The following is a 24670-nucleotide window of genomic DNA, read 5'->3' on the forward strand; positions in this document are numbered from 1 at the left end:
TCAGCATCTTCGGATCGGGCAGCGCTTGGCAATTCGCTCAACTTATGATCGATTGCAAATCCTCTAGACTTACGAGGCATGCATGGACTGGAAGCAATTCTTTGCCAGTGTTATCGGCGCATTGGCTTGGCCGGCGGCAACGGTGATAATCGTTCTGGTGTTTAGGGAACAATTGCGGCTCATAGTTCGCCATATTCGGAAATTTGGCGCCGGACCGCTGAATGTAGAACTCTCGGAGAAACTCGAACAAGTCGAGGCTGCTGGCGCAGCTCTGCAGTCGGAGCAGGGCGTGGAAGCGCCAGACCCGTCCTTGGATCCTGCAACTCTGGAGCTTGTCAAGTCCGCGCCGGATATGGCTTTCATTAAGTCTTTCAAGCAACTCGAACAGCTTCTTCTCGAGATTCGTACGAAGCTCCCGGATGGCAAGCCATACAGGAATCTGTATGAGGTGTTGCGAGCGTTAGAAAAGCAGCAGTACATCCCTGCAAGCGTGATCGCCTTGTTCCAAACGCTGCGCGAAGCGCGGAACGCGGCCGCTCATGGGACGGCTAGTGATGCATTGTCGTCAGCCGACGCTCTGGAATTTATTCGTCAGATAAAGTTGCTTCAGGGAATTTTGGAAACGGTGTCGGGGCAGCTCTCGGCGCAACCCAAGCGTATTGCTGACAGACGCATCTAGTAGATAGTAGCTTCACCTGACCAGCGCCGCCACGCCCTCGATCTCGATCAGCATCTTCGGGTCGGGCAGCGCGGCGACGACGCAGGTGGTGCGGGCCGGATAGGGCGCCGGGCCGAACGCCTCGGCGTAGAGCTTGTTCATGGTCGCGACATCGGAGGCGCGGGTCAACAGCACATTGACCTTGACGAGATCGCGCATCGTGGCGCCGCCTTCGGTGAGCACGCGCGTGAAGTTGGTCACGACGTTGGCGAACTGCGCCTCGAAGCTGTCGGGCAGCGCGCTATCAGCGTCGAAGCCGGGAATGCCGGAGATGAAGAGGAGATCGCCGATCCGAGTGCCGAACGACAGCGGCGGCGCCTCGACGTTCGATGGAGCGGGGATGTGGTGGAGGGGCATGCGTAAACTAGGGTGCGTACTCATAATTGCGACCATGTCCGCTTCGCTCCGATAGTGACCATCGATGTGCAGCCATAGCAACTGACGCGATGCGCCAATTGCTGACTTTCGAGGTCGAATGCCTTAGACAGAACATTCATCTGATCTTAGGACCACAAATTATGACCGCTGATCTGGCTCAGGAGATCGCCGAAGCTTACCGGTGGCAGCGTCGGCTCGGTAACACGAAGATCATGGGACCGGGTTGCCACCTCGTGGTCGATCCGGCACACCCGGATGTGTGGGACTCTAATCATGCCGACGAGGTCACTGCTCGGACCGACGCCGAGATTGACGCCGTTTTTGCAGCTATGGATCGACATCTCGATCACACGCCCTGGCGCGTGATCCATACCGATTGCTTCACACCAGATCCGTTTCTCGCCCGCCTCGCCTTCGATGATTTCGAAGAACGTCCCGTCACCATCCAGATGGCCTTACAAGGCGACCTCGCAAATCGGGATACAGAAGTCGAGCTGCGCCCCGTCATTAGCGATGCTGATTGGCAGATATTGCTACAACTCGTTCTCGCCGATCATGCCGAGGGCCGGCGCACTAGCAACACTCACGTGCCGCCGGACGTTAGTGCTGGCATGGTGGCCGGCTATCGCGCCAAGAGCCGCACGTATCATTTTCATCTTGGGGCACACAACGGTGTTCCGGTCGCGTACGGTGCCTACGCTGCTGCGCCCAATGGCGTAGGCATGATTGAGGATCTGTTCACACTACAATCTGCCCGGCGTCGTGGCATCGCGAGCGCCATTATAGCCGCATTCACCGAGCGCCTGCGCGCCGCTGGCTGCCACACCATTTTTCTTGGAGCGCTCGCCACCGAACAACCCAAGCGCCTTTACGCTCGTTTGGGCTTCAAGCCAGTGATGCTTGCCCGCACCTGGGTTCGGAGATTGTCTAAGATCGGTTGAGCAAGCGTAGGGTGGGCAAAGGCGCGTTTGCGCCGAGCCCACGCGGCGTCACTCTCCGAAGCTGCGGGTCGTATCTGCAGCATCGCCGCTCCAATCCGATGGCAAGAGGCCGCGTTCAACAAACCGATGGAAGCTGGAGTGCGACCAGTCCATGACACGGGACACCAAGCCGTGCTTGACCGGATTGTAGTGGATGTAATCGACGTGGCGCTCGAAGTCTCGGTCGTCGCGGATCGCGTGCTCCCAATAGCGACGCTGCCAGATGCCTTTCTCGCGCTTGGCGATCTTACTGTTGGACCGGGCGGCAGCGGCTGGCAGGCCGCGCGAAAATCCAGATTTGATCAGCATCCATCGCGTCGCGAAATCACTGTCGTTCACCGGCAGTGACCATAGCGCGTGCACGTGGTCGGGAAGAACGCAGATTGCGATCGTCTCGAATGGATCGCGATTCTTGGCGGCACGGTAGGCAGACCGGAATCGTTCGATCTCGTTGATCAGCAGATCGCTGGAGCGGTCGGCTAGGGTGACAGTGAAGAAGAATGTGCCGCCGGCGATCCCGGCCCGGCGATATCGCGACATGGCGTCCACGTCCCTCGCGGAGCAAGTAAGGTGGGCACGGCGCTTGCGCGCCTTTGCCCACCCTACGTAGGGGGCTTTAACTCATCATAACCGAAGAGCACGCGCCATGATTTCCCCCGTAGACTTGGGGAGGCTTCCAAAAATTCCTACCAGCGCGAAAGCTATCGGCCACAAGCAAGCGGCCAAGCCGAACAGCCAGTGTTGCTGCGACGCGCGTGAAGATCGCCCGGGCATCGGAGTCTCCTGCTTCGTTCGCGCGAAGGGTGCTGTCGTCCGCTAAGGGTGTTCCCTGTGGATAACTCGCTAGTCCTTCAAAATCGCGCTAAGCACTTGAAAGTAAACGTGTGCGTTACTCCTCCGCATGAGATTGCCTGCGGCCCGTATCTTTACTCACAAAAAAAGCCGGGCTTTCGCCCGGCTATGATGGATGGCCGGGTCTGCGCCCGGCCATGACGGTGGAGAGAGCTGAGCAGGCCGCCTCACAACGCCTTGTTGCTCTCCTTCACCTTCTCCGCATCGAGATAGACGCTGGAGCCCATCTCCTTGAACTTGGCGCTCATCTGCGCCATGCCGTCTTCGATGGTGCCTGAGATGCTCAGACCCACGCTCGCCGGATCGTTCAAGGTCGCCGCATAGTCGCGCACGTCCTGGGTGATCTTCATCGAGCAGAATTTCGGCCCGCACATCGAGCAGAAATGCGCGACCTTGTGGGCTTCCTTGGGCAGGGTCTCGTCGTGGAAGCTTTTGGCGGTGTCGGGATCGAGGCCGAGGTTGAACTGGTCGGTCCAGCGGAATTCGAACCGGGCGCGGGACAGCGCGTCGTCGCGGAGCTGCGCGGCCGGGTGGCCCTTGGCGAGATCGGCGGCGTGGGCGGCGATCTTGTAGGTGATGACGCCGGTCTTGACGTCGTTGCGGTCGGGCAGGCCGAGATGCTCCTTCGGCGTCACGTAGCAGAGCATGGCGCAGCCGAACCAGCCGATCATGGCGGCGCCGATCCCTGAGGTGATGTGGTCGTAGCCCGGCGCGATGTCGGTGGTCAGCGGCCCGAGCGTATAGAACGGCGCCTCGCCGCATTCCTTGAGCTGCTTGTCCATGTTGATCTTGATCTTGTGCATCGGCACGTGGCCGGGGCCCTCGATCATGACCTGGCAGCCCTTGTCCCAGGCGATCTTGGTGAGCTCGCCAAGCGTCTCCAGCTCCGCGAACTGCGCGCGGTCGTTGGCGTCCGCGATCGAGCCCGGACGCAGGCCGTCGCCGAGCGAGAACGAGACGTCATACTTGCGCATGAGGTCGCAGATCTCGTCGAAATGGGTGTAGAGGAAGCTCTCCTTGTGATGCGCCAGGCACCACTTCGCCATGATCGAGCCGCCGCGGCTGACGATGCCGGTGACACGGCTGGCGGTGAGGTGGATGTATTGCAGGCGCACGCCGGCATGGATGGTGAAGTAGTCGACGCCCTGCTCGCACTGCTCGATCAGGGTGTCCTTGTAGAGCTCCCAGGTCAGCTTCACCGGATCGCCTTCGCACTTCTCCAGCGCCTGGTAGATCGGCACGGTGCCGATCGGCACCGGCGCGTTGCGCAGGATCCATTCGCGGGTGGTGTGGATGTTGCGGCCCGTCGAGAGGTCCATCACGGTGTCTGCGCCCCAGCGGATCGCCCACACCATCTTGTCCACTTCCTCTTCCACGGACGAAGTCACCGCCGAGTTGCCGATATTGGCGTTGATCTTAGTGAGGAAGTTGCGGCCGATGATCATCGGCTCCAGCTCGGCGTGGTTGATGTTGCAGGGGATGATGGCGCGGCCGCGCGCGATCTCGTCGCGGACGAATTCCGGGGTGATGAAGGCGGGCACGGAGGCGCCGAAGCTCTCGCCGTCGGCGAGCGCGGCCTCGGCGCGCGCGAGCTGCTGCTTGCGGCCGAGATTCTCGCGCTCGGCAACGTAGATCATCTCCTTGGTGATGATGCCGGCGCGGGCGAATTCGAGCTGCGTCACCTTGTGGCCGGGAAGGCCACGCAGCGGCTTGTGATAGGCGGAGAAGGCTTTCGCTGCATGCGTGGCGCCGACATTGCCGTTGTCCTCCGGCTTGATGACGCGGCCCTCATATTCCTCGACGCCGCCGCGCTCGAGCACCCAGGCCTGGCGGTTGCGAGCAAGGCCCGCATTGACGTCGATGGTGACGTTGGGGTCGGTGTAGGGACCGGAGGTGTCGTAGACCGGCAGGTTCGGCTCGGCGGCGGCGTCGGAGAGGATGATCTCGCGCAGCGGCACCCGCAGATCGGGCGCCGTATCCGGCGTCGCATAGATCTTGCGCGAGGAGGGCAGGGGACCAGTGGTGACGGCGGGAACGGTCGTATCGGGATTGGAGCGGACGTTCATGGAGTCCTCCTTCTCTCAATTGTTGTTGTTCCGGGGCGCGAAGACGCGAGTCCGGAATCCAGAGGCGTTGATGGATTGAAGCGAGATGTCAGCGCGAAATGCGGTGCGCCCCCCTCCCCCTTGCGGGGAGGGGTTGGGGGTGGGGGTATCAGGAAGGCGGTGCCTACGATTGAGCGCTCTTCTGGAATGCAAAGTGCCGAGGGGTTTGGTCGCAACACCGACAGTTTTTGCGTGGACCCCCACCCCCGACCCCTCCCCGCAAGGGGGAGGGGAGGACACCGTGTTCGCGGCTGGCTGCCGCCAGCACTCACTCTCAGACGCATTCGCAATATCGGCGCGCATCATGCCAGCTCCGCGGTGGCTTCGAGCCAGGCGCGCACGCGCGCATCTGGATCGGCGTTCTGCGTGACGTCACTGACGACGGCGATGGAATCGGCACCGGCGGCGAAGATATCTGCGGCCTGCTCCAGCTTGATGCCGCCGATCGCGACCAGCGGAATGCTGCCGGCGCGCTGTTTCCATTCGGTGATCTTCGGGATGCCCTGCGGCGCGAAGCGCATCGCCTTCAAGGTGGTCGGGAAGATCGGGCCGAGCGCGATGTAGTCCGGCTTGGCGGCGAGCGCGGTCGCAAGCTCGGCATCGTCATGGGTGGAGAGCCCGAGCGTCAGCCCGGCCTCCTTGATCGCCGCGACATCGGCGTCGACCAGATCCTCCTGGCCGAGATGGACATGCGCGGCGCCGGCGACGATCGCGGCGCGCCAGTAGTCGTTGACCACCAGCTTGGTGTTGCTGCCCTTGGTGATGGCGAGCGCGTCGGTGACGATCTGCAGCGCCTCGCCGTCGTTGAGGTTCTTGGCGCGTAGCTGCACCGTGCCGACGCCCAATTTGGTCAGGCGCTCGACCCAGGCGAGCGAGTCGACGACCGGATAGAATTTATCAGGATACGCGTAGCGATCAGGATACGGCATGCCAGAACGGGGTCCCAACGACAGGGGTGGAGGGCGAGGCGAAATCGCGGGCGTCCATCAGCCCGGCCTCGTAGGCGGTGCGGCCGGCCTCGCAGCCGAGCCTGAAGGCGCGCGCCATCGCGACCGGATCGGCGGCCTTGGCGACCGCGGTGTTGAGCAGCACGGCGTCATAGCCGAGTTCGAGCGCGTGCGCCGCGTGGCTCGGCGCGCCCAGCCCGGCATCGACCACCAGCGTGATGTCGGGCAGGCGGTCGCGCATGAGTCTCAGGGCATCGCGGTTGATGATGCCTTTCGCGCTGCCGATCGGCGCCGCCCACGGCATCACCACCTTGCAGCCGGCATCGACCAGGCGCATGGCGACGGAGAGATCCTCGGTGCAATAGGGGAAGACCTCGAAGCCCTCCTTGACCAGGATGTTCGCCGCTTCGACCAGGCCGACCACGTCGGGCTGCAAGGTGTCGTTATCGGCGATCACCTCGAGCTTGATCCAGGAGGTGCCGAACAATTCGCGCGCGAGCTTGGCCGTGGTCACCGCCTCGCGCACGCTGCGGCAGCCGGCGGTGTTCGGCAGCACGGTCACGTTCAACTCGCGGATCAGCTTCCAGAACGCATCGCCCGACTTGCCGCCGGCGGATTCGCGCCGCAGCGACACCGTGACGATCTCGGCGCCGGAGGCGCGGATCGCCTCCTGCATGATTGCCGGCGAGGGATACAGCGCGGTGCCGATCAGGAGGCGCGAGGCGAAGGTCTTGTCGTAGAAGCTGGGCATCAGCGGTCTCTGTCATTCCAGACTGTGTTCGCAACGGAAGCCGTCATCCCTGCGAAGGCGGGGATCCAGTATTCCAGAGACGGTTCGGCCAAATCGATCGGCCGCGGCGTACTGGATCGCCCAGTCAAGCCGAGCGACGACGATAGAGCGGGTGGCGCGTTCTTTCTCTCCATGTCGTCCCGGCGCAGGCCGGGACCCATACCGCGTGATTTCGCGATCGGGCAGAGTGGCAGATATCGAGCGCTCCTACGACGGCCGGTGGCTATGGGTCCCCGCTTTCGCGGGGACGACAGTGAAGTATGTGGCGTGAGCGAGCGACACATGATGATCACCCTCCCTGCCGTGGCGTGATGATCTCGATCTCGTCGCCGGCCTTCACAGGCGTCTCCGCCCAGCGGCTCTTCGGCACGACGTCGTAGTTCAGCGCGATCGCGAAATGCGTGCCTTCGTAGTCGAGCTCGGAGAGCAGCGCGGCGACCGAGGTCGAGGAGATGTCGCGCGCCTCGCCGTTGACGGTCACGCGCATCGCATCACCTCATTGTCGATCTGGCCGCGCGCGACATAATTGAGCGTGAGTTCGGCCAGTGCCGGCGCGATCAGGAAACCGTGGCGATAGAGCCCGTTGACGCGGATCTCGGTCTCGCCCTTCACCGTGATGCGCGGCAGATTGTCCGGGTAGGCAGGACGCAGGCCCGAGCCGAATGCCAGGATGCGCGCTTCGCCGAAAGCGGGGTGCACCGAATAGGCGGCGCCGAGCAGCTCCAGCGCCGAGCGTAAGCTGACGCCGGTGTCCTCGGCTTCCAGCGAGGTCGCGCCCAGCATGAACAGATTGTCGGCGCGCGGGATCAGGTACAGCGGCCAGCGCGGATGCATCAGCCTGATCGGGCGGGCGAGTTGCACCTCCGAGGTCTCGATCAGGATCATCTCGCCCTTGACGCCGCGCAGCTCCGGCTCGGTGTCGCGGGCTTCGAGGCCGCGGCAGTCGATTACGAGGCCATCGAGGTCGTCGGCGGCGACGTCGCTGTTGAACAGAATCGTGCCGCCGGCCGCGATGATGCGTTCATGCAGCTTCGGCAGCACGCGGCGCGGCTCGACATGGCCTTCGGTCGGATAGAACAGGCCCTCGCGGAAGCGGCCTTCCAGCGACGGCTCGAGTTCGGCGAGCTGCGCGGCATCGAGCCGCCGATAGCCGGAAGTGCGGCGGGCGAAGCGCTCATAGTCGGAGCGGTCGCGCGGATGGGCGATCACCAGCGAGCCGTTGAACGGGGTGTCCGGCAGTTCGCGCCGCCACAGCTCCAGCGAGGCGAGCCCGAGCCGGCTGATCACCGGTTCGGAAATCTCGCTCTCGCAATAGGGCGCCAGCATGCCGCCGGCCCAATGGCTGGTGGAGAGCATCAAATCGGCGTTGCTGCGCTCATGCAGGGTGACCGCATGGCCGGCCTTGGCGAAGAGCAAAGCCTGCCAGGCACCGGCAATGCCCGCGCCGATGATGGAAACGGGGGACTCCCCGCGTGGAGATTTGGTCTGCTGCATCCCTGTCCCTTCGCCGGCATGACCCGGATCAGGTTCAAAGGGTCACCGCATCTCGCTGCGGTATCTCAGCTCCCCCTCGGAGCTCCCCTCGGAACGGCGCTAATGTAGACCGATCGCCGCGTCTGTCAACGGACTGTCATGCCCGCGGGAACCGGCTATGCCCGGCGAGGCTATCTCGCCGCGGTCCCGGCGTGCTTGGCCGGCTTGGCCGGCATGGCCTGGGCGACATGCTTCAGGCCCGCGAGCTTCGGGGTGATATCGAGCGGCGCGTGGACGCGCTCGGGCCTGCCGATGGCGGACGCCTCGGCGAAGCGTTGGCGCTTGGCCACCTCGTAGTAGCCCTTGGCGAAATAATGCACGGCGCGGTCGTGATCGCCATTGGCGGCGCGATAGGCGCCGGCCAGGTATTTCACGCCATAGGTCAGGTTGGTGTTGGGATCGTGCAGGCCCTGCGCATCGCCGGCGTAGCCGAGCCCGCGCGCGGTGCCGAGCTTGATCTGCATCAGCCCGATGCAGCCGCAGCTGCCGACCAGATCCTTCCGGTATTTGCTCTCGCGCACGATCACCCGATGCACCAGCGCTTCCGGCACATTGTTGGCCTTGGCGTGGATCGCGACCAGCGCGTCGATCTGCGGATGGCCGGTGTTCATGTGCTTCGGCTCTGCCTCGGCCGCCTTTTTGTCGGCATCCGGGCTCGCGGCGGCATCGTCAGGTCGTTCGGTGGCGCTGGCGTCCGCCGTTTGCGGCTGGCTGCTCGCCTCGGAGGCTGGCGCCTCGGCCGTCTCGGTTGCGCTCGCCAGCGGCACGGATGAAGGGTCGGTGGTGCTGACGGCCTCGATGGCTTCCGCCTCCCGCGCCGTCTTGGTCACCGCGGTCGGCATTTTGCGCAGCGCGGCGGCGGACGTCTTGCTCTGAGCCTTGCCGGTCTTGGTCTGGGTTTTGGCACCGGCCAGCTTCGCCGCGGCCGAGCTGCCGGTCTTTCCCGCGTCACTTTTGCCCGGCTTGGCGGCGGCTTCGGTGGAGGCATCTTCAGCCGCGGTGACCGGCGCAGCGCCCGCGAGCACAAGGCCTGCGAGCCAGGCCGACAGCACGAGACGTTTCATCGTTTCAGGATCCCCCGGGAACCAGGCGCGCGAAGCAACCCCCGCCCGCGCGCATACATGATTTACGCACCGTAAATGGCGCGTTCGCCGGGCAAGAATATGGCGAAAATCGGACTTACATTGCCGTGGCAGGCATGCTTGGGGGGCATTTACCCGAATTCTCGCCGGCGATGGGTTGGCGGATGCCGTCCAGGGACCTGCACGCGATGACGCCGTTCGTCGCCTACGCTGAGACTGCCGCTCACCCCGCAGGCGGCCTATTGCCGCTCTGGGTCGGGCGGGGCCTCTACGCGCTGCTCCTGGTCTCGCCGCATCTGCTCGCGCAGCCACCTGTGTTGGGCCGTTCCCGCTGCTGGTGGCGCTGCGGGCCGATCTGCACGGCGGCTTCGTCTTCGGCCTGCTCGTCGCCGATTTCGGCGCGCAACCATTCCAAACTGTTAGTTGAGGAAATTAGTTCCGCTACAGATCAGTTCCATCAAATAAAGTCGATCAGGCGAGGCGAGGTGTCGCACGCGTGCCGAAACGTCGTGAAAAAGCCGCGGTCCGGCCGTATGCTTCATGACAAGCAGATGAGTTGGACAGCCAAGCTTACTCACTCGAGCTTACTCATCAAAAAATCTTAAAACCGAGAGGGAGCGCGCCATGGCCCGCATGTCATCCGCCGATCTGTCGAATGGCTTTCTCCGCTCAACTCTTGCCGCGTTTGTCGCGGAGCTGCCGCATAACAACCCCTGCGCCCAATGTGGCAAGCCGATCGCTCTGCCCGAATGGGTGGAGAGCAGGGAGAACGGTACGGCCTATCTTTGGTACTGCAGCGCATGTGATTACCACTTCGAGGCGTTCGCATTTTCTCCCGATGCTGATTACGGCCACGGCGCGCTTGCGGCCTGATACGACCGGCGTGCGGTGCTCATTCCGATTGCGGCGTTCGCGCCATATCGCGGTGCACGATGGACGGCGCCGCCAATTGCGAAATCGTGGTTCCCGCGGAACGCTGACAGGCTCTTGCAGTTCTCTCGTCACCATTCACCGAGAGGGAGACATCCGATGGTGACGAAGACTGTTTTGACCGGCCTTGCCGGCTCACTGCTGCTTGCAAGCGCAGCATTCGCTGCAGAGACCTCAACCACCAGCACGACAACGACGGTTCGCGGCGATACCACCGCAGCGTCTTACAAGGGCGACTGGCGTGCCTCGAAGCTCTCTGGCGTCAAGGTCTACAACAACAACAACGAGAATATCGGTTCGATCGATGATCTGCTGACCGACAAGAACGGGCAGATCAAGGCGGTCGTCATCGGCGTCGGCGGCTTCCTCGGCATGGGCGAGCACCTCGTTGCGATCCCGTTCGACCAGGTGAAGTTCTCCGAGCAGCCGGTCGCCGCGAATACGGCCTCCAATGCACCGGCTTCGGGCTCCAACTCGGCAGCCCCGCCGGCTTCGACCACCACGACGGGCGCCGTCACGGGCTCTTCGTCTTCGAGCACCTCGCGCGCGAGCCGCTGGTATCCGGACCACGCGATGGTCAACGCGACCAAGGATCAGCTCAAGCAGATGCCCCAGTTCAAGTACTCGGAGTAAGCGGGTCCGGGTGATCTCGGCTGTGTCATGACAAGAGCGCGCTCGGCCTGTCCGGGCGCGCTTTACTATGCCGCGGGACGCAGCCGCGGCGCCTGGCGGAGGGGGAGGCGAATGCGGGCGATCAGCCCGTGCGGCTCGCGATCGTGCAATGATAGTTCCCCGCCATGCGCCGCAACGATCGATTTTGCGATCGACAGCCCCAATCCGAAGCCGGTGGCCTCATCCATGTTGCGGGCCTGGTCGCCGCGCACGAACGGCTCCAGCATCTGCGGCTTATGCGCATCCGAAATGCCGGGGCCGTCGTCCTCGACATCGATGGTCAAGACATCCGGCGCGACCGTGAGGCGGATGACGGTCTCGGTTCCGAACTTGACCGCATTGTCGACCAGGTTGGTGACGGTGCGCAGCAAATCGTCGGGCCGTACGGTTGCCATCGCATGCGCGGGACCGACATAGCAGACCTTGTGTCCCATGTCGGTGAACTGATCGGCCACGAGCTGCAGGATGCTGGCGACCTCGACCAGGGTCATCGGTTCGAGCTTGCGGCCGTGACGCAGGAACGACAGCACCGAACCGAGCATCGCATGCATCTGGTTGAGATCGGCGAGCATGCGGCCGCGCTGGATCTCGTCCTCGACGAATTCGCAGCGCAGCCGCATGCGCGTCAGCGGCGTGCGCAGATCGTGACTGATGGCGGCCAGCATCTTGGTGCGATCGTCGATCAGGGTGGTGATGCGCTCGCGCATGCGATTGAGGGCGCGCGCCAGGGAGCGGATCTCCTGCGGCCCGCGTTCGGGCAACAGCGGCGCGTCGCCGTCGAGGCTGAAGCTTTCGGCCGCCCTCGCAAACGAGGTCAGAGGGGCGGTCAACGCACGCGCCGCCCACAGGCCGAGCATGGTGATGCTGATCAGCGCGAACATCACCGTGGTGAACCACGGACCGCCCCAGAACGGTGGGCGGTGCGAACGGTTGCCGAATCTTGCGGAGATCATGCTGCCGTCGGGAAAGACGACGATCTCGCCCGGCCTCTCGCCCTCTGGCGGCAATGGGAAAAACTGGTAGCTCGGCCCGAGCGCCCGAAACCCGTGGTACACTGGCCGCGGTGCTTCGCCGCTCGGCAGCGGCCCTGAATAGCTCTTGATGTCGAAATCCGGAAAGGCCCGCGTGACGTCGGCCATGACCCTCGGCCGGTCGGATGCAGGCGCGTGGGCGAGAATCCGAACCACGGTGGTGAGCTGCGACGGTCCGAATTCGCTGTCCGGCTCACGCTGCTCCGCGCGGTGGAACACGAAGACGGCGGTGATGATGACGTGCAGCGCGATGATCGAGGCCGCCACCAGTGCCGTGATCTGGCTGCGGATTCCTACGAGCCTGAGAGAGCGAAACAACCTCATCGCGCGCGTTTGCCGGTTGCCGTCATCCGCACTCCTGCGAAGGTCAGTGGCTCTGTGTGGTCGTTGTCAGCACCTCGACCACGGGAGTGAACATGTAGCCGCCGGAGCGCACGGTCTTGATCATGGTCGCTTCCTGCGGGTCCGGCTCGATCTTGCGGCGGATGCGGCTGACCAGCACGTCGATCGACCGCTCGAACGAACCTGCGCTGCGGCCTTGCGTCAGGTCGAGGAGGCTGTCGCGCGACAGCACCCGGCCGGGCCGCTCGCAGAAGGTGCGCAACAGGTCGAACTCGGCGCTGGTCATCGCGACGCGGGCGCCCTCCGGGTTGCGCAATTCGCGCAGGCGGAAGTCGATCTTCCAGCCGAGGAAGGTCAGCGCGCTTGCGCCTTCGGTCGTGCTCGCGGTCATGGCCGCGGCCTGACGGCGCAGCACCGCATTGATGCGGGCGAGCAGTTCGCGCGGATTGAAGGGTTTCGGCAGGTAGTCGTCGGCGCCCATCTCCAGGCCGAGGATGCGGTCGACGTCCTCGCCGCGTGCGGTCAGCATGATGATCGGCACCTGCGATTCCGCACGCAGCTTGCGGCACAGCGTCAAGCCGTCTTCGCCCGGCAGCATCACGTCGAGGATCAGCAGATCGACGCGGTGGTCGCCCATGATCTTCGTCATCTCGCGGCCGTCGGTCGCGGTGGTCACGTTGCAGGAGTTGTTGCGCAGATATTTCGCGATCAGCGTCCGCGTCTCGCGGTCGTCCTCGACGACAAGGATATGGGGTGGTGTCTGGGCCATAAGCTCAGCATTGACCTAAGATTGGGACGGTTTGCGAAGAATTTTGTTTCGGAATATTTCCATCCAGTGCACTGAAACAGCAGGACAATCCCTGCACATCAGCTGGCAGATGAGGCGGCGCGCGTCAATCCGACCGTGGTGGAGATCCGGAAAGCACGTTCACACTCAGACATGATGGTTAGCGGCCATACTGGGCGAGCGCAGCCCCTCCACCTGCATGATGCTACCGACGGCACGTCGAAACGCCGATTATAGAGGCTCGCTGCAGGCAATCGGACCTCGTCATGCCGACAATCCGGCCGCTTCACGCCGATGATCTCGATGCGCTCTACCGCATCTCGCTTGCGACCGGCTTGGCAGGCCAGGATGCCTCGCAGCTCTATGCCGATCCGAGGCTGATGGGTCACATCTATTCCGCTCACTATGCGGTGCTTGAGCCGCGGCTTGCCCTGGTCGTTGAAGATCCGGACGGCGTCGCCGGTTTCGCAGTCGGCACGGCCGATACGATCGAGTGGGAAGACAGGCTCGAAACGCTCTGGTGGCCCGCGCTCCGCAAGCAATACGCATTCCCCGTTGAAGAGGATCCGGCGCGCTGGAGCCATGATCAGCAACGGATCGTCATGATTCACCACCCTACAGCTGCGCTCGCCTCGGTCGCCGCCAATTTCCCCGCGCATCTGCATCTGAACCTGCTGCCGCGGCTGCGGGGACGCGGTCTCGGCAAGAAGCTCTTTGATCAATGGCTGACTACCCTCGATGGCCAGCGAGCGGCGGCAACGCATGTCGCGGTGAATGGCGCCAACTCCGGCGCACTGCGCTTCTGGGAGAAAATGGGTTTTCGCGGCCTGCCACTCGGCGAGCCGGCGGGGCGCACCATCTGGATGGGGCGGTCGTAGTTCGGAGGGAGTCCGCCGATGCGCTGGTCCCGCTCATCGAACAGTTCTGCTGTTCGCTGAGCGGCATGACGCGGGACGCTTGAAGCCGGATCGCCGGCCGCCCGCCGGAGGCGGGCGTCCAAAGCTCACCGTGACGAGGCTGCCAGATGTCGGGATCTGGCAGCTCAAGGTTAGGCTGGCGGAGCCGACCCCGTCAGTTCGTCTTCACCAGCGGACAGCCGCCCTTGTCGAGCGGGCGGAAGGCCTCGTCGCCGGGCACGGTCGCGATCAGCTTGTAGAGATCCCACTCGCTCTTGGACTCCGAGGGCTTCTTGACCTCGAACAGATACATGTCGTGCACCATGCGGCCGTCGATGCGGATCTTGCCGTTCTTGGCGAAGAAGTCGTTGACCGGGGTCGCCCGCATCTGCGCCATCACCTTGGGCGCCTCGTCGGTGCCGATCGCCTCGATCGCCTTGAGATAATGCATCGTCGCCGAATACAGCCCGGCCTGGATCATGGTCGGCATATGCCCGACGCGTTCGTTGAAGCGCTTGGAGAAGGCTCGGGTCTCGTCGTTCATGTCCCAATAGAAGCCGTCGGTGACGATGAGCCCCTGGGTGGCATTGATGCCGAGCGAATGGGTGTCGGTGATCTCCTGCAGCAGCGCGATCATCTTCTGGCCGCCTTGCGTGAGCCCGAACTCGGAAGCCTGTTTCAGCGCATTGGTGGTATCGCCGCCGGCATTGGCGAGCGCGACCACCTTGGCTTTCGACGCTTGCGCCTGCAGCAGGAAGGAGGAGAAATCGGAATTGTTGAGGGGATGGCGGACATCGCCGAGCACCGTGCCGCCGTTCTCCTTGACGACGTTGGCCGCGTCCCGCTGCAGCGCCTGGCCGAAGGCGTAGTCCGCGGTGATGAAGAACCAGGTGTCCTCGCCACGCTTGACCATCGCCTTGCCGGCGACGTTCGAGAGCGCATAAGTGTCGTAGGTCCAATGCACCGTGTTGGGCGAGCACTGCTTGCCGGTGATGTCGGAGGAGCCGCCGCCGGAATTGATGTTGATCTTGTTCTTCTCACGCGTGAGCGCGGAGATCGGCAGCGCGACCGAGGAGGTCGGCACATCGAAGATGGCGTCCACTTTTTCGTTGTCATACCAGTTGCGGGCGATGTTGACGCCGACGTCCGGCTTGTTCTGGTGGTCGGCGGCGACCACGACGATCGGCTTGCCTCTGACCTTGGCGCCGTAATCCTCCACCGCCATCTGCACCGCCGCGAGCGAGCCCTTGCCGGTGGCATCGGCATAAAGGCTCGACATGTCCGTGAGCACGCCGATCTTGACGACATCGTCGGAAATGGTCTGCGCCGTGGCAGGCGCGCACAAGGCTGCAAGCGCAAGAATAGCGATGACGGCTTGGGCCGCGGATTTCATGCTTCTCTCCCTGATGTGCTCTTCTTGAACGTTTTGGCGAGCGCATGGAGTTTTACCCGGCCTTCAGGCTCTGTGCAAAGCCAAATGGCCCGCGACACGCTGGCTATCCGCCTGAAAACGGCGATGGCATTGGCCGGACTACCCTGTCCTTCCCGCCAGAGGAGAGCAGCCGAGAGTCCCGCCGCGTACGGGGGGCGTTCGCGATGCGTACACGCCCGAGCGCTTCTCGGGGGCGTGCGCCGGCTGAGCGTTCGTTGTGTGACGGCGTGTTCGCGAATGCCTCGGGTGCCCCGATCGCACGCACTCGTCCGCGAATCGGACACGGTCCGGTTGCGGACGATATCGTTTGTCTACAAATGAATTGTCATCTTTTTTAGTTCTGTGATTTTATAAGTGTTATTAGTTGACGAATTGCTCGCGTGATTTGCGAGTTCATGTGCCGACCTTCCATCAGCGGTAGTGAAGCATGCGCGTTCGCATGTCCTTCTTGCGTGGAGTGCGTGCATGTTTCCGTTTTCGCGATTTGTTGATCGCCATATTTCAGACGTAACCGGTTCGTCATTTTATATGATGACCGTCATCAGATATTACGGCGACATTTCGCGCGGGTGTCATCCGAAACCAAGCGGAGGGCAGGCGCGAAAATTTCGCTGAGCAAGAGGCGGCCGCGCGGGGGTTCGCGCGCGCCGCCGGTCAAGTTGGAGATTTTCTCAAATGAAAACGATTCGGGGCCTGCTTCTCGGTTCGGGAGCAGTGATGATGGCGTCCGTGGGGGCTCATGCCGCCGATCTTCCGTTGAAGGCCAAGGCGGTCGAATATGTGAAGGTTTGTTCGCTTTACGGTGCCGGCTTCTATTATATTCCCGGCACCGACACCTGCATCAAGCTGGGCGGTTACCTGCGCGCCGAAACCGCGCTTTGGACCAACAGCAATTATGGCGGCGCCTATAATGGCGTGGCCGGCGCCGACAACCGTCTGAGCAATCGTTACCAGGCTCGTTCGCGTGAAGACTTCAACATCGACACCCGGACCGCGACGGAATACGGCGTCGTTCGGACGTATTTCGATGCCGTGCTCACCTGGACTTCAGGCACCACCAGCGGTGCGGGCGGCGGTGCGACCTCCTACAGCGGCGACGGCATCTCCGGCGGCACGCTCGGCGTCTACTACGCCTTCATCCAGTTCGCGGGATTCACGATGGGTAAGGCGGTGTCGCAGTTCGACGCGCCCTGGACCAACTATCCCGGCAACAATTTCGACGGTCTGGTGGGCGGCGGCGGTACCGTCAATGGCGTCAACCAGTTCACCTATACCGCCGATTTCGGCCAGGGCATCACGGCTGCGATCTCGCTGGAGGACCAGGCTCAGTTCTTCACCAGCAACCTCTGGAACACTGCCGGCATCACCGCCGCCGGGGTCCTGAGCGGAACCTACGGGACGAGCAGCTTCGGCGGCAATGTGGCGCCGGACATTATCGGCATGGTACGGGTCGACCAGGCCTGGGGCCTGTTCCAGGCGTCGTTCGCGGCGCATGACAACCACGCCGCTTACAATGGTGCGACCGAGGTCACGGGGCACCCCGAGGACAAATGGGGGTGGGCCGCACAGCTGGCGCTGTCGATCAAGAACATCCCGACCGGTCCTGGCGACACTGTGAACATCCAGGGCGTCTATACCGATGGCGCAAGCCGTTACAACTTCCAGAGCCTCGCCGCGACCTCCTATGCGATGTATGGCGGCACCGGCATGGCCAATGCCTATCAGAGCATCGGCTTCGCCGGCGTTGCGGATGCGGTGTTCGCGCCTGGACGCGGTCTCTCCACGGTGCAGACCTGGGGCATGCGCGGCGCCTATAGCCACAATTGGGATCCGCACTGGAATACGGCGCTTTACGGCGCTTATGCCCAGGTGCGTTATGGCAGCACCGGCTCTGCTCTGATCTGCGCCGGCATTGCCGCGAGCGGCGTGCTGTCCGCCGGTTCGACCTGCAATCCGGACTTCAACCTGGGTCAGATCGGCCTGATCACGCGCTGGACTCCGGTCAGGAACCTGACCTTCTCGGCGGACGTGACCTACAGCCATCTGGACCAGAAGTTCTCCGGCACGGCGATCGCACCGACATTGGCGAGCGTTGCCAAGCCGGCCGCCGTTTATGAGCTCAAGGACCAGAACACCGTGAGCTTGCTGCTCCGCGCTCAGCGGAATTGGTGAAGTTGATCTGTTAAACCTCCAACAGCACCACGGACCTCCGGCGATGCCCCGCCGGAGGTTTGTGGTTTTGGCGCCTTTGCGTTGCGCGCCGATCGCCACTTTTCGCTGCTGATCGAATTCCCGCATGATCCAACGCGGTCGCGGCTCGCGCGTGATGAGAGGCGATGCTCGCGGGGCCTATAGGGCCGGCAGCGCGTTGACGCGAACGGTCATCGTACCCTCCGCCGAGGCGATGACGCGAAGTACGGTCGCGTCGAAGGCAATGTCGGTCAAAGCAAGATTGTTGATGTCGGTATCGATCCGGATACCGTTATCGTTCTTCTGGAACTCGGCGATCGATGCGCCGATCCGCTCGCGCAGATTGTCCGCGAAGGGCTTCAAGTCGATCACGGATTTCTGCAGCAGCGCGTCCTGGAGATATGGCACCGCGGCGCGGGCGGCCGCGCCCAGCAGCCCGAATGCGGCATCCGATTCGACGGCGAGCTGCAGGTCGGCCAACTGCAAGGTCTGCCGCGCCTGGTTGACGAGCGGGCGGCCCCAGATATGCAGGGTGGCGTCGGCACCGAGGCCGAAGAAGCTCGTCTTCTCCTTGGCCCGGACCTGCAGCGAGATCAGCAGCCGATTGCCGGACGGGATCACGCTCGCATGCTTGACCGTGACGGCGACCTGACCCGAGCCGTCCTCGGGAAAGGTGCGGCCCGACAGCTGGCTGTCGACCAGCTTGGTCAGTTCGGTGAAGGGTACGTCGATCGGCACCGCGACGTTGACGCCGCCCGATGTCGGCGGGATCACGGTGAGCTTGTCCGGGAAGGGGCAGTCGGGCCTGGTCTCGGTCGGCGTCACGCGCGTTTCAGCCTCGATGCCGATCACGGTGGTCACCGTATTGGCGTCGATCGCAGGCTGCGCCGCCAGCGCCCGCGTCGGCTTGATCTCCAGCCAGACCGTGGGCAGCCCGACGGCAGAGCCCTGCAGCGGCACCGAGCGGCAGGCCCTGGTCCATTGCGCCTGTGCGCTGCGCATCAGGGTCTGATCCTTGCGGATGCGCTCGCCGAGCTGGTTGAGCTGCTCACCAACGGTCTTGTCGATCACCGGCTTGACCTGGGCCGGAACGTTGACGCGGGCGCCGGCGACCGACAGCGTGGTGTCGCCGAGGTTGACCTGGGCGCCGAAATTCGGCTCCAGGAACCACGCCGCCGCGAGCCGCGGCCGCATCGTGATGATGACATTGCCCTTGATCTCGGCCGTCGCGTTGAGATTCTTGATGTTGATGGCGCCGACCTTGCTGGCGGCGTCGGCGCCGAGCAGGCTGCCGATGGCGTCGGTGACCGCGCCGGTCGCTTTCCCCGACAGCGTTCCCGTCACATTGAGTTTGCCGGTCAAAGGCGTCGCCAGCGACAGCGTGTCCTGCGCGCCGGCTACGGCGATCGCCCCGCGTGATGCGGTCCAACCGATGTCGGCATTCTGCAGCAGTTGAGACGCCGGATTGTCGGCTTTGCCGGCGAAGCTGCGCGGGGTGGCCTTTTCCGCGACGTCGCGGATCGCGCTCAAGGAGATCGACACCGGCGCCATGATGATCGAACTCTTCGTCATCGGCGGCAGCGGCGGCAGCGCGACGATCGGTGGCGTCGGCGTCGTGCCGCCCCCCGAAATCAGCTCGATGGCGATGACGCCGAGCAGAACCAGCGCAGTGGCCGCCGCCGTGCCGATCAGGATGAGGTTCAGCCGGCCTGGGCCGCGCGGCGGCCGCGGCGATTTCGGCGCGAGCGGATGCGGCTTGGCCTGCCAATCGGGGCGCGACGTCGGAAGCTTCATGTCGGTCTCAACACTTAACGAGAAATCATGATCGGCCCCGATCGGGCTGCCGGCGCCGCATCGTGCGGAACCGGCGGCGAGGTCATCGGCCGAACCAGCAAGTCTATAGGGGAGGGGACCGCGGCGCCAGATCGGCCAAAAATGCCGTGGGGCGGTCGGCCATGAAGGGCAGGCCTTCCGAACATGTCGACACATATGGCAACAGATGACGAGAGCGCCGGATCGAGGCGTGCGTCACGACCGCCATTGCGCTGGTATCACTCTTCGGGTCGGCGGGGGGCTACGCGGGGATCGCTCGAGCTAACAACTAACAGGAAGATACGAGCATCGGGGCCATGAATGAATTGGTCATAGGAGGCCGTCGAAGTTCATCGCCCACGCGTCGTGCGGATTGCCGGGACTCTGGCCATTTTAGCGCGGCAGAGAGGATTGGAGCGGGATCGTCGCCGGTCGCGCGCTCCAGTCCAGCCATTTGGTCTTTATGACGGTTTCGCGACGCGTCGCGTCGCGTTGGACCGCAAAAAGAATCTTCAACAGTTCGATGACGTCACACGTTTGAAATATCAATGTCGGATTTTGCAGCCGTTAAGAATCGATGCAGCTTATTCGGATCGCTCATGCGGATTTTAATCGCGACCGATGCCTGGCACCCGCAGGTGAACGGTGTCGTACGGACCTTGACGTCGCTGGCCCGCGCGGCAAGCGGGCTTGGTGCCGAGATCACGTTCCTGACACCGGAGGGGTTCCCGTCGTTCCAGGTGCCGACCTATCCGGGCTTGCGGCTCGCCATCACCAACCGCCGCGAGATCGCCAGGCGGATCGAACAGGCCGCGCCCGAGGCGATCCACATCGCCACCGAAGGCACGATCGGCTGGGCCGTGCGCAGCTACTGCCTGCGCAACAAGCTCGCCTTCACCACCTCCTACACGACGCGCTTTCCCGAATATGTCTCGGTGCGCACCGGCATTCCCGATGCAGTCGGCTATTGGGTGATGCGCCGCTTCCACGATGCGGCGGCGATGACCATGGTCGCGACTAACTCGCTGAAGCAGGATCTGGCCGCGCGCGGCTTCAAGCGGCTCGGCTTCTGGACCCGCGGCGTCGACACCAACCTGTTCAATCCGGATGAGCCGGCCAAGCTCGATCTGCCGCGCCCGGTGTTCATGACCGTCGGACGCGTCGCGGTCGAAAAGAACCTCGAGGCGTTCCTGTCGCTCGATCTGCCGGGCTCGAAGGTCGTGATCGGCAACGGCCCGCAGAAGGACGAGCTGGCACGCCGTTTCCCGGCGGCACATTTCCTCGGCGAGAAGAGCGGCAAGGATCTCACCTCGCATATGGCGGCCGCCGACGTCTTCGTGTTCCCGAGCCTCACCGATACCTTCGGCGTGGTGCAATTGGAGTCGCTCGCCTGCGGCACGCCGGTGGCGGCCTTTCCGGTGACCGGTCCGCTGGACGTGATCGCGGACAACCCGATCGGCGCCATCGACAACGATCTGCACGCCGCGTGCATGCGTGCGCTGACCATGTCGCGGCAGACCTGCCGGGCGTTCGCGCTCGAACGCTCCTGGGAAAACAGCGCGCGCCAATTCATCGGCAATCTGGCCGTGCTGCAGCCGAACCGGGCGCCGCGGCCGGCGCCCGTCGTCGCGGCACAGAGCGCGGTGCGCGGCTGACAGAACTTCGCGTCCACAAACCACGTCTAAAGTAAGCGAGATCTAACGATGGCAGAAACCATGAAGCTTGACGGTGCACGGGAGCTGGACTTCGACCGCCAGTCGGTCGAACAGGCCTATGACCGCTGGGCTCCGATCTACGACCTCGTGTTCGGGGGGGTGTTCGAGAAGGGCCGCAAAGCCGCGATATCAGCCACCAACAAGATGGGCGGCCGCGTGCTGGAAGTCGGTGTCGGCACCGGCATCTCGCTGCCGCTCTACGCGCCCAATGTCCGCGTCTTCGGTACCGATATCTCGGAAGCCATGCTGGCCAAGGCCAAGCGCCGCGTCGCCGAGCAGCGGCTGAAGACCGTCGAGGGGCTGGCGGTGATGGATGCCGAGCATCTCGAATTCCCCGACAACTCCTTCGACGTTGTGATGGCGCAATATGTCGTCACCGCCGTGCCGAACCCGGAAGCCGCACTGGACGAGTTCGCCCGCGTGCTCCGCCCCGGCGGCGAGCTGGTCATCCTGACCCGCGTCAGCGCCGACGACGGCCTGCGCCGCGTCATCGAGCAGGCGCTGCAGCCGGTGGTGCGCCGGCTCGGCTTCCGCACCGCCGAGTTCGCCTGGTCGCGCTATACCAAGTGGCTGTCGGGCGCGAAGGACATGGAGCTCGTCGAGCGTCGCCTGATCCCGCCGCTCGGGCACTTCTCGCTGGTGCGCTTCCGCAAGGTCGAGCTCGCTGCCGCCGCGTAACCGCGCGGCAGCTCCCCCCTCAGGGCGCTTTTGCCTCCCTTTTCCCTCGCGTGTTGTTGCGTCTGGCTATGTGACATTATGATGATGTCACATGATTTACACCGAATCTCTGTATTGGACGTGCAACTCACTCTTAGGAGCCACCGATGATCAAGAATTTCCTGGAGCAGCTGCGGATCCAGCGCTGGGATGACCACCGCTACTATCATCACAGCCGCATCAACCAGAGTCTGCACTTCGTCAGCGCCATCAGCTTCATGGTTGCTTACGTCATGATGTGGTTCGATCCGCTGGTGTCGGCCCTGATCGGCTGGCTCGTCTCCATGACCTCGCGCCAGGCCGGGCATTTCTTCTTCGAGCCGAAGGGCTATGACCACGTCAACCAGGCGACCCACGAGCACAAGGAAGAGATCAAGGTCGGCTACAACCTGCAGCGCAAGGTGGTGCTGATGTCGATCTGGGCCGCGGCGCCGGTCGTGCTCTACCTGCAGCCGAGCTTTTTCGGCCTGCTCTCGCCCTGGACCTCGGCGATCGACTTCGCCCGCGAGACCGGCAAGCTGTGGCTTGTGATCGGCATCGGCGGCCTGCTGTTCCGCACCGTGCATCTGTTCTTCATCCGCGATGTCGAGACCGGCCTCGTCTGGATGACCAAGATCATCACCGATCCCTTCAACGACTTCATGCTCTATCACAAGGCGCCGCTGGCGCTGCTCCGCGGCGAGCTGATCGATCCCGGCGTGCACCTGATGGAAGAGCATGGCCTCGAGGAACAGCACGCCTGAGCGGCTTCCGGTTCTGGATTAAGATGATGCCCGGGCTGGTCCCGGGCATTGTCGCTTTTGGTACTCGCCTTGATCCGGTGTCGTTGCCCCAGCGCAAGTGCGCTCCCTCCTCCCTTGCGGGGAGGGTTGGGGTGGGTGTCCTCAACGGCAGTCCTTGGGGGCTCCTCCCACCCCGAGCCCTCAGAGCGAGCTTCGCTCGTCTCGACCCCGCAAAGGGGGAGGGGAGCAGAGCGCAGGGCGCCGAAGCGACGAACTTCTTAAACGCAGACGGCCGGGACGAGACCCGGCCGCAAGACGACGATGACGTGAGAGGAGCGCCCTTACCGCCCGAAGGCGTGGCCGAGCATCTCTCTCAGGATCTTGCGCTTGATCGCTTTGTTGGTCAGCGAGCCGTCGTTCCACCACCATTGGTCCTGCTTCATCTTCTCCGCCGCGGCGACGAAACGTTTGGAAACTTCGGCAAAGTCGGCGTCGGTGTAGTTGAGGCTGAAGATGAAGCGGCCGGTGCCGACCCAGCTCAGGGCCAGGCCCTCGGCGCGGAGGTAATATTGCAGCATCCAGTTGTAACGCGAGGGGGTCGTGTACTCCACCATCCAGATCGACTGCAAATTGGAGACGTGGACCGGCAGGTCGCGCGCCTTCAGCATGTCGTTGAGCTGTTTGGCGCGACCGTTCCAGGTCTCGTCGAGGCCGTTGTAGATCGCCGAGAAGTTCGGGCTTTTCAGCCGGCTCAGGAACTCGTCCATCGCCGTCATGACGTAAGGATGCGAGTTGAAGGTGCCGCGGGCAAAGCAGATGTCGGCCGGTGCGTCGTCGCGGAAGCGCCGCATGAACCTGGACTTGCCGCAGACGACACCGATCGGCAGGCCGCCGCCGAGGCTCTTGCCGTAGGTGACCATGTCGGCGGGGACGCCGAAATATTCCTGGCAGCCGCCCGGCGCGAGCCGGAAGCCCAGAAACACCTCGTCGAAGATCAAGATGATACCGCGCTCGGTGCAGACCTCGCGCAGCTTCTTCAGCCATTCGGTGTAGGCCTCGCGGTCGAAGCCGCCCTTGCGCGAGGAATCGACCAGCGCGGAATCGCCGGGCGCGTTGCCGTTCGGATGCAGCCCCTGCAGCGGATTGACCAGCACGCAGGCGATGTCGCGCCGCGTCCGCAGCACATGCAGCGTCCGCTCCGACATCTCCGCCAGCGTATAGGTCTCATGCGGCGCGATCGGATTGCCGACGCCGGGCTGCACATCGCCCCACCAGCCGTGATAGGCACCGGCGAAGCGCACCAGATGCGTCCGGCCGGTGTGATAGCGGGCGAGCCGCACCGCCTGCATCACGGCTTCGGTCCCGGACATGTGGAACGAGACCTCGTCCATGCCGGACAGTTCGAGCAGCCGCTTCACATTCTCGGCCACGACCGGGTGATAGAAGCCGAGCACCGGACCCAAGGTCTGCGCGCGCTTGTCGGCGTTGGCGATGCATTCCTTGTAGAAATCATAGCCGAAGATGTTGACGCCGTAGGACCCGGCCAGATCGTAGAAGACATTGCCATCGAGGTCGGTCAAAGTGACGCCCGACGAAGCCTGCATGAAGGAGCCGGCGCCGAGATGTTCCTTGACCAGCCGGCTGTATTGGAACGGCACCCGGTAGACTTGCGTGAACTGCAGGTCGGAGATGCCGGCGGCCGCCTCGGACGTCAGGGCCCGGCTCTTGGCGAATTTTTCCTGGAACTGGGCGCCGAGCCGGAAGAATCCGTCCTGCCGCCTGGTCGCGACATCGCCCGGCGCGCCGTCCGAACGGAAGAAATCGTCGATCTCGAATTCGTAGCGCGGGATCAGTTTCGAGATCCGGCGCGACATCTTGGAATGCCCGGCGAGCGAGCGGTGCTTGGCCCGTGATAATTCGATGCGGGCCTTGACCTTCGGGGCGACAGCGGCTGTGACAGCAACCGCGCCGGCCGCGAGCGACAACAGAGGAATCGAGTTTTCCATGTCCACAAGCGCTACCCAGTCCTGCTGACAGAT

22 protein-coding genes and 1 riboswitch are annotated in these 24670 nt (G+C 63.7%); of the genes, 9 read left to right on the plus strand and 13 right to left on the minus strand.

Features of this window, described 5'->3' with window-relative positions; genetic code table 11:
* Positions 1-82 precede the first annotated feature (82 nt).
* The gene (locus QX071_RS09845) at positions 83-679 is read left to right on the plus strand and encodes a DUF4145 domain-containing protein (RefSeq protein WP_315701015.1); all 597 of its coding nucleotides are present in this window, start codon (positions 83-85) and stop codon (positions 677-679) included.
* Positions 680-691: 12 nt separating this feature from the next.
* Here the strand turns inward: QX071_RS09845 and QX071_RS09850 are convergent, their stop codons facing one another.
* A complete protein-coding gene (locus QX071_RS09850) occupies positions 692-1075 on the minus strand; it encodes a RidA family protein (RefSeq protein ID WP_315701014.1) in 384 nt (127 codons plus the stop codon).
* A gap of 161 nt (positions 1076-1236) precedes the next feature.
* On the opposite strand from QX071_RS09850, the gene QX071_RS09855 reads away from it, so the two are divergent.
* On the plus strand, positions 1237-2037 hold the full coding sequence (locus tag QX071_RS09855) for a GNAT family N-acetyltransferase (protein ID WP_315701013.1): 801 nt from the start codon (positions 1237-1239) through the stop codon (positions 2035-2037).
* 48 nt (positions 2038-2085) lie between these two features.
* Here the strand turns inward: QX071_RS09855 and QX071_RS09860 are convergent, their stop codons facing one another.
* The 7 genes from QX071_RS09860 to QX071_RS09890 all read right to left on the minus strand — a co-directional run bounded on the left by QX071_RS09860 (position 2086) and on the right by QX071_RS09890 (position 9367).
* Positions 2086-2616, minus strand: a complete 531-nt coding sequence (locus QX071_RS09860; protein WP_315701012.1) for an REP-associated tyrosine transposase — start codon at positions 2614-2616, stop codon at positions 2086-2088.
* 479 nt (positions 2617-3095) lie between these two features.
* Positions 3096-4994 carry a phosphomethylpyrimidine synthase ThiC gene (thiC, locus tag QX071_RS09865; RefSeq protein WP_315701011.1) on the minus strand — a complete coding sequence of 633 codons (1899 nt, stop codon included), beginning with the start codon at positions 4992-4994 and terminating at the stop codon, positions 3096-3098.
* A gap of 341 nt (positions 4995-5335) precedes the next feature.
* A complete protein-coding gene (locus QX071_RS09870; RefSeq protein WP_315701010.1) occupies positions 5336-5962 on the minus strand; it encodes a thiamine phosphate synthase in 627 nt (208 codons plus the stop codon).
* Positions 5949-6731 carry a thiazole synthase gene (locus tag QX071_RS09875; protein WP_315701009.1) on the minus strand — a complete coding sequence of 261 codons (783 nt, stop codon included), beginning with the start codon at positions 6729-6731 and terminating at the stop codon, positions 5949-5951. Before QX071_RS09875 ends, QX071_RS09870 begins: the two co-directional genes overlap by 14 nt.
* Before the next feature lie 328 nt (positions 6732-7059).
* Positions 7060-7257 (minus strand): sulfur carrier protein ThiS, encoded by a 198-nt coding sequence (gene thiS / locus QX071_RS09880; protein ID WP_315701008.1) that lies wholly within the window; start codon positions 7255-7257, stop codon positions 7060-7062.
* Positions 7248-8264: an FAD-dependent oxidoreductase gene (locus QX071_RS09885; protein WP_315701007.1), complete on the minus strand. Its 1017-nt coding sequence runs from the start codon at positions 8262-8264 to the stop codon at positions 7248-7250. Before QX071_RS09885 ends, thiS begins: the two co-directional genes overlap by 10 nt.
* Positions 8252-8363, minus strand: a riboswitch (TPP riboswitch). It overlaps the preceding gene by 13 nt.
* 71 nt (positions 8364-8434) lie before the next feature.
* Entirely contained in the window at positions 8435-9367 is a 933-nt protein-coding gene (locus tag QX071_RS09890) for a lytic transglycosylase domain-containing protein (RefSeq protein WP_315701006.1), read from the minus strand.
* A 642-nt stretch (positions 9368-10009) separates the two neighbouring features.
* Here QX071_RS09890 and QX071_RS09895 point away from each other — a divergent pair.
* Both QX071_RS09895 and QX071_RS09900 read left to right on the plus strand, forming a co-directional pair.
* Positions 10010-10258 carry a hypothetical protein gene (locus QX071_RS09895; RefSeq protein WP_315701005.1) on the plus strand — a complete coding sequence of 83 codons (249 nt, stop codon included), beginning with the start codon at positions 10010-10012 and terminating at the stop codon, positions 10256-10258.
* A gap of 156 nt (positions 10259-10414) precedes the next feature.
* Positions 10415-10948 carry a PRC-barrel domain-containing protein gene (locus QX071_RS09900; RefSeq protein WP_315701004.1) on the plus strand — a complete coding sequence of 178 codons (534 nt, stop codon included), beginning with the start codon at positions 10415-10417 and terminating at the stop codon, positions 10946-10948.
* 65 nt (positions 10949-11013) lie between these two features.
* Here the strand turns inward: QX071_RS09900 and QX071_RS09905 are convergent, their stop codons facing one another.
* Together QX071_RS09905 and QX071_RS09910 are read right to left on the minus strand one after the other, a co-directional pair.
* Complete coding sequence (locus QX071_RS09905; protein ID WP_315701003.1) at positions 11014-12342, minus strand: ATP-binding protein; 1329 nt, start codon at positions 12340-12342, stop codon at positions 11014-11016.
* 43 nt (positions 12343-12385) lie between these two features.
* Complete coding sequence (locus QX071_RS09910; RefSeq protein WP_315701002.1) at positions 12386-13129, minus strand: response regulator; 744 nt, start codon at positions 13127-13129, stop codon at positions 12386-12388.
* Between the two features lie 284 nt (positions 13130-13413).
* On the opposite strand from QX071_RS09910, the gene QX071_RS09915 reads away from it, so the two are divergent.
* On the plus strand, positions 13414-14025 hold the full coding sequence (locus tag QX071_RS09915; RefSeq protein ID WP_315701001.1) for a GNAT family N-acetyltransferase: 612 nt from the start codon (positions 13414-13416) through the stop codon (positions 14023-14025).
* A 193-nt stretch (positions 14026-14218) separates the two neighbouring features.
* Here the strand turns inward: QX071_RS09915 and QX071_RS09920 are convergent, their stop codons facing one another.
* Positions 14219-15436 carry an ABC transporter substrate-binding protein gene (locus QX071_RS09920; protein ID WP_315701000.1) on the minus strand — a complete coding sequence of 406 codons (1218 nt, stop codon included), beginning with the start codon at positions 15434-15436 and terminating at the stop codon, positions 14219-14221.
* A gap of 714 nt (positions 15437-16150) precedes the next feature.
* Between QX071_RS09920 and QX071_RS09925 the strand changes: the two genes are divergently transcribed.
* Positions 16151-17647, plus strand: a complete 1497-nt coding sequence (locus QX071_RS09925; protein WP_315700999.1) for a porin — start codon at positions 16151-16153, stop codon at positions 17645-17647.
* Between the two features lie 177 nt (positions 17648-17824).
* Here QX071_RS09925 and QX071_RS09930 read toward each other — a convergent pair whose 3' ends face one another.
* A complete protein-coding gene (locus QX071_RS09930; RefSeq protein ID WP_315700998.1) occupies positions 17825-19459 on the minus strand; it encodes a DUF4403 family protein in 1635 nt (544 codons plus the stop codon).
* Positions 19460-20076: 617 nt separating this feature from the next.
* Here QX071_RS09930 and QX071_RS09935 point away from each other — a divergent pair.
* The 3 genes from QX071_RS09935 to QX071_RS09945 all read left to right on the plus strand — a co-directional run bounded on the left by QX071_RS09935 (position 20077) and on the right by QX071_RS09945 (position 22652).
* Positions 20077-21132 (plus strand): glycosyltransferase family 1 protein, encoded by a 1056-nt coding sequence (locus tag QX071_RS09935; RefSeq protein ID WP_315700997.1) that lies wholly within the window; start codon positions 20077-20079, stop codon positions 21130-21132.
* 48 nt (positions 21133-21180) lie between these two features.
* Positions 21181-21870 (plus strand): class I SAM-dependent methyltransferase, encoded by a 690-nt coding sequence (locus QX071_RS09940; protein ID WP_315700996.1) that lies wholly within the window; start codon positions 21181-21183, stop codon positions 21868-21870.
* A gap of 146 nt (positions 21871-22016) precedes the next feature.
* Positions 22017-22652: a hypothetical protein gene (locus QX071_RS09945; RefSeq protein WP_315700994.1), complete on the plus strand. Its 636-nt coding sequence runs from the start codon at positions 22017-22019 to the stop codon at positions 22650-22652.
* A 320-nt stretch (positions 22653-22972) separates the two neighbouring features.
* On the opposite strand, the gene QX071_RS09950 is transcribed toward QX071_RS09945, so the two are convergent.
* Positions 22973-24637 carry an aminotransferase class III-fold pyridoxal phosphate-dependent enzyme gene (locus QX071_RS09950; protein ID WP_315700993.1) on the minus strand — a complete coding sequence of 555 codons (1665 nt, stop codon included), beginning with the start codon at positions 24635-24637 and terminating at the stop codon, positions 22973-22975.
* Positions 24638-24670: the final 33 nt, after the last annotated feature.

Origin of the sequence: Bradyrhizobium sp. SZCCHNS1022 (assembly GCF_032484835.1) — a bacterium.
Lineage (GTDB): Bacteria > Pseudomonadota > Alphaproteobacteria > Rhizobiales > Xanthobacteraceae > Bradyrhizobium.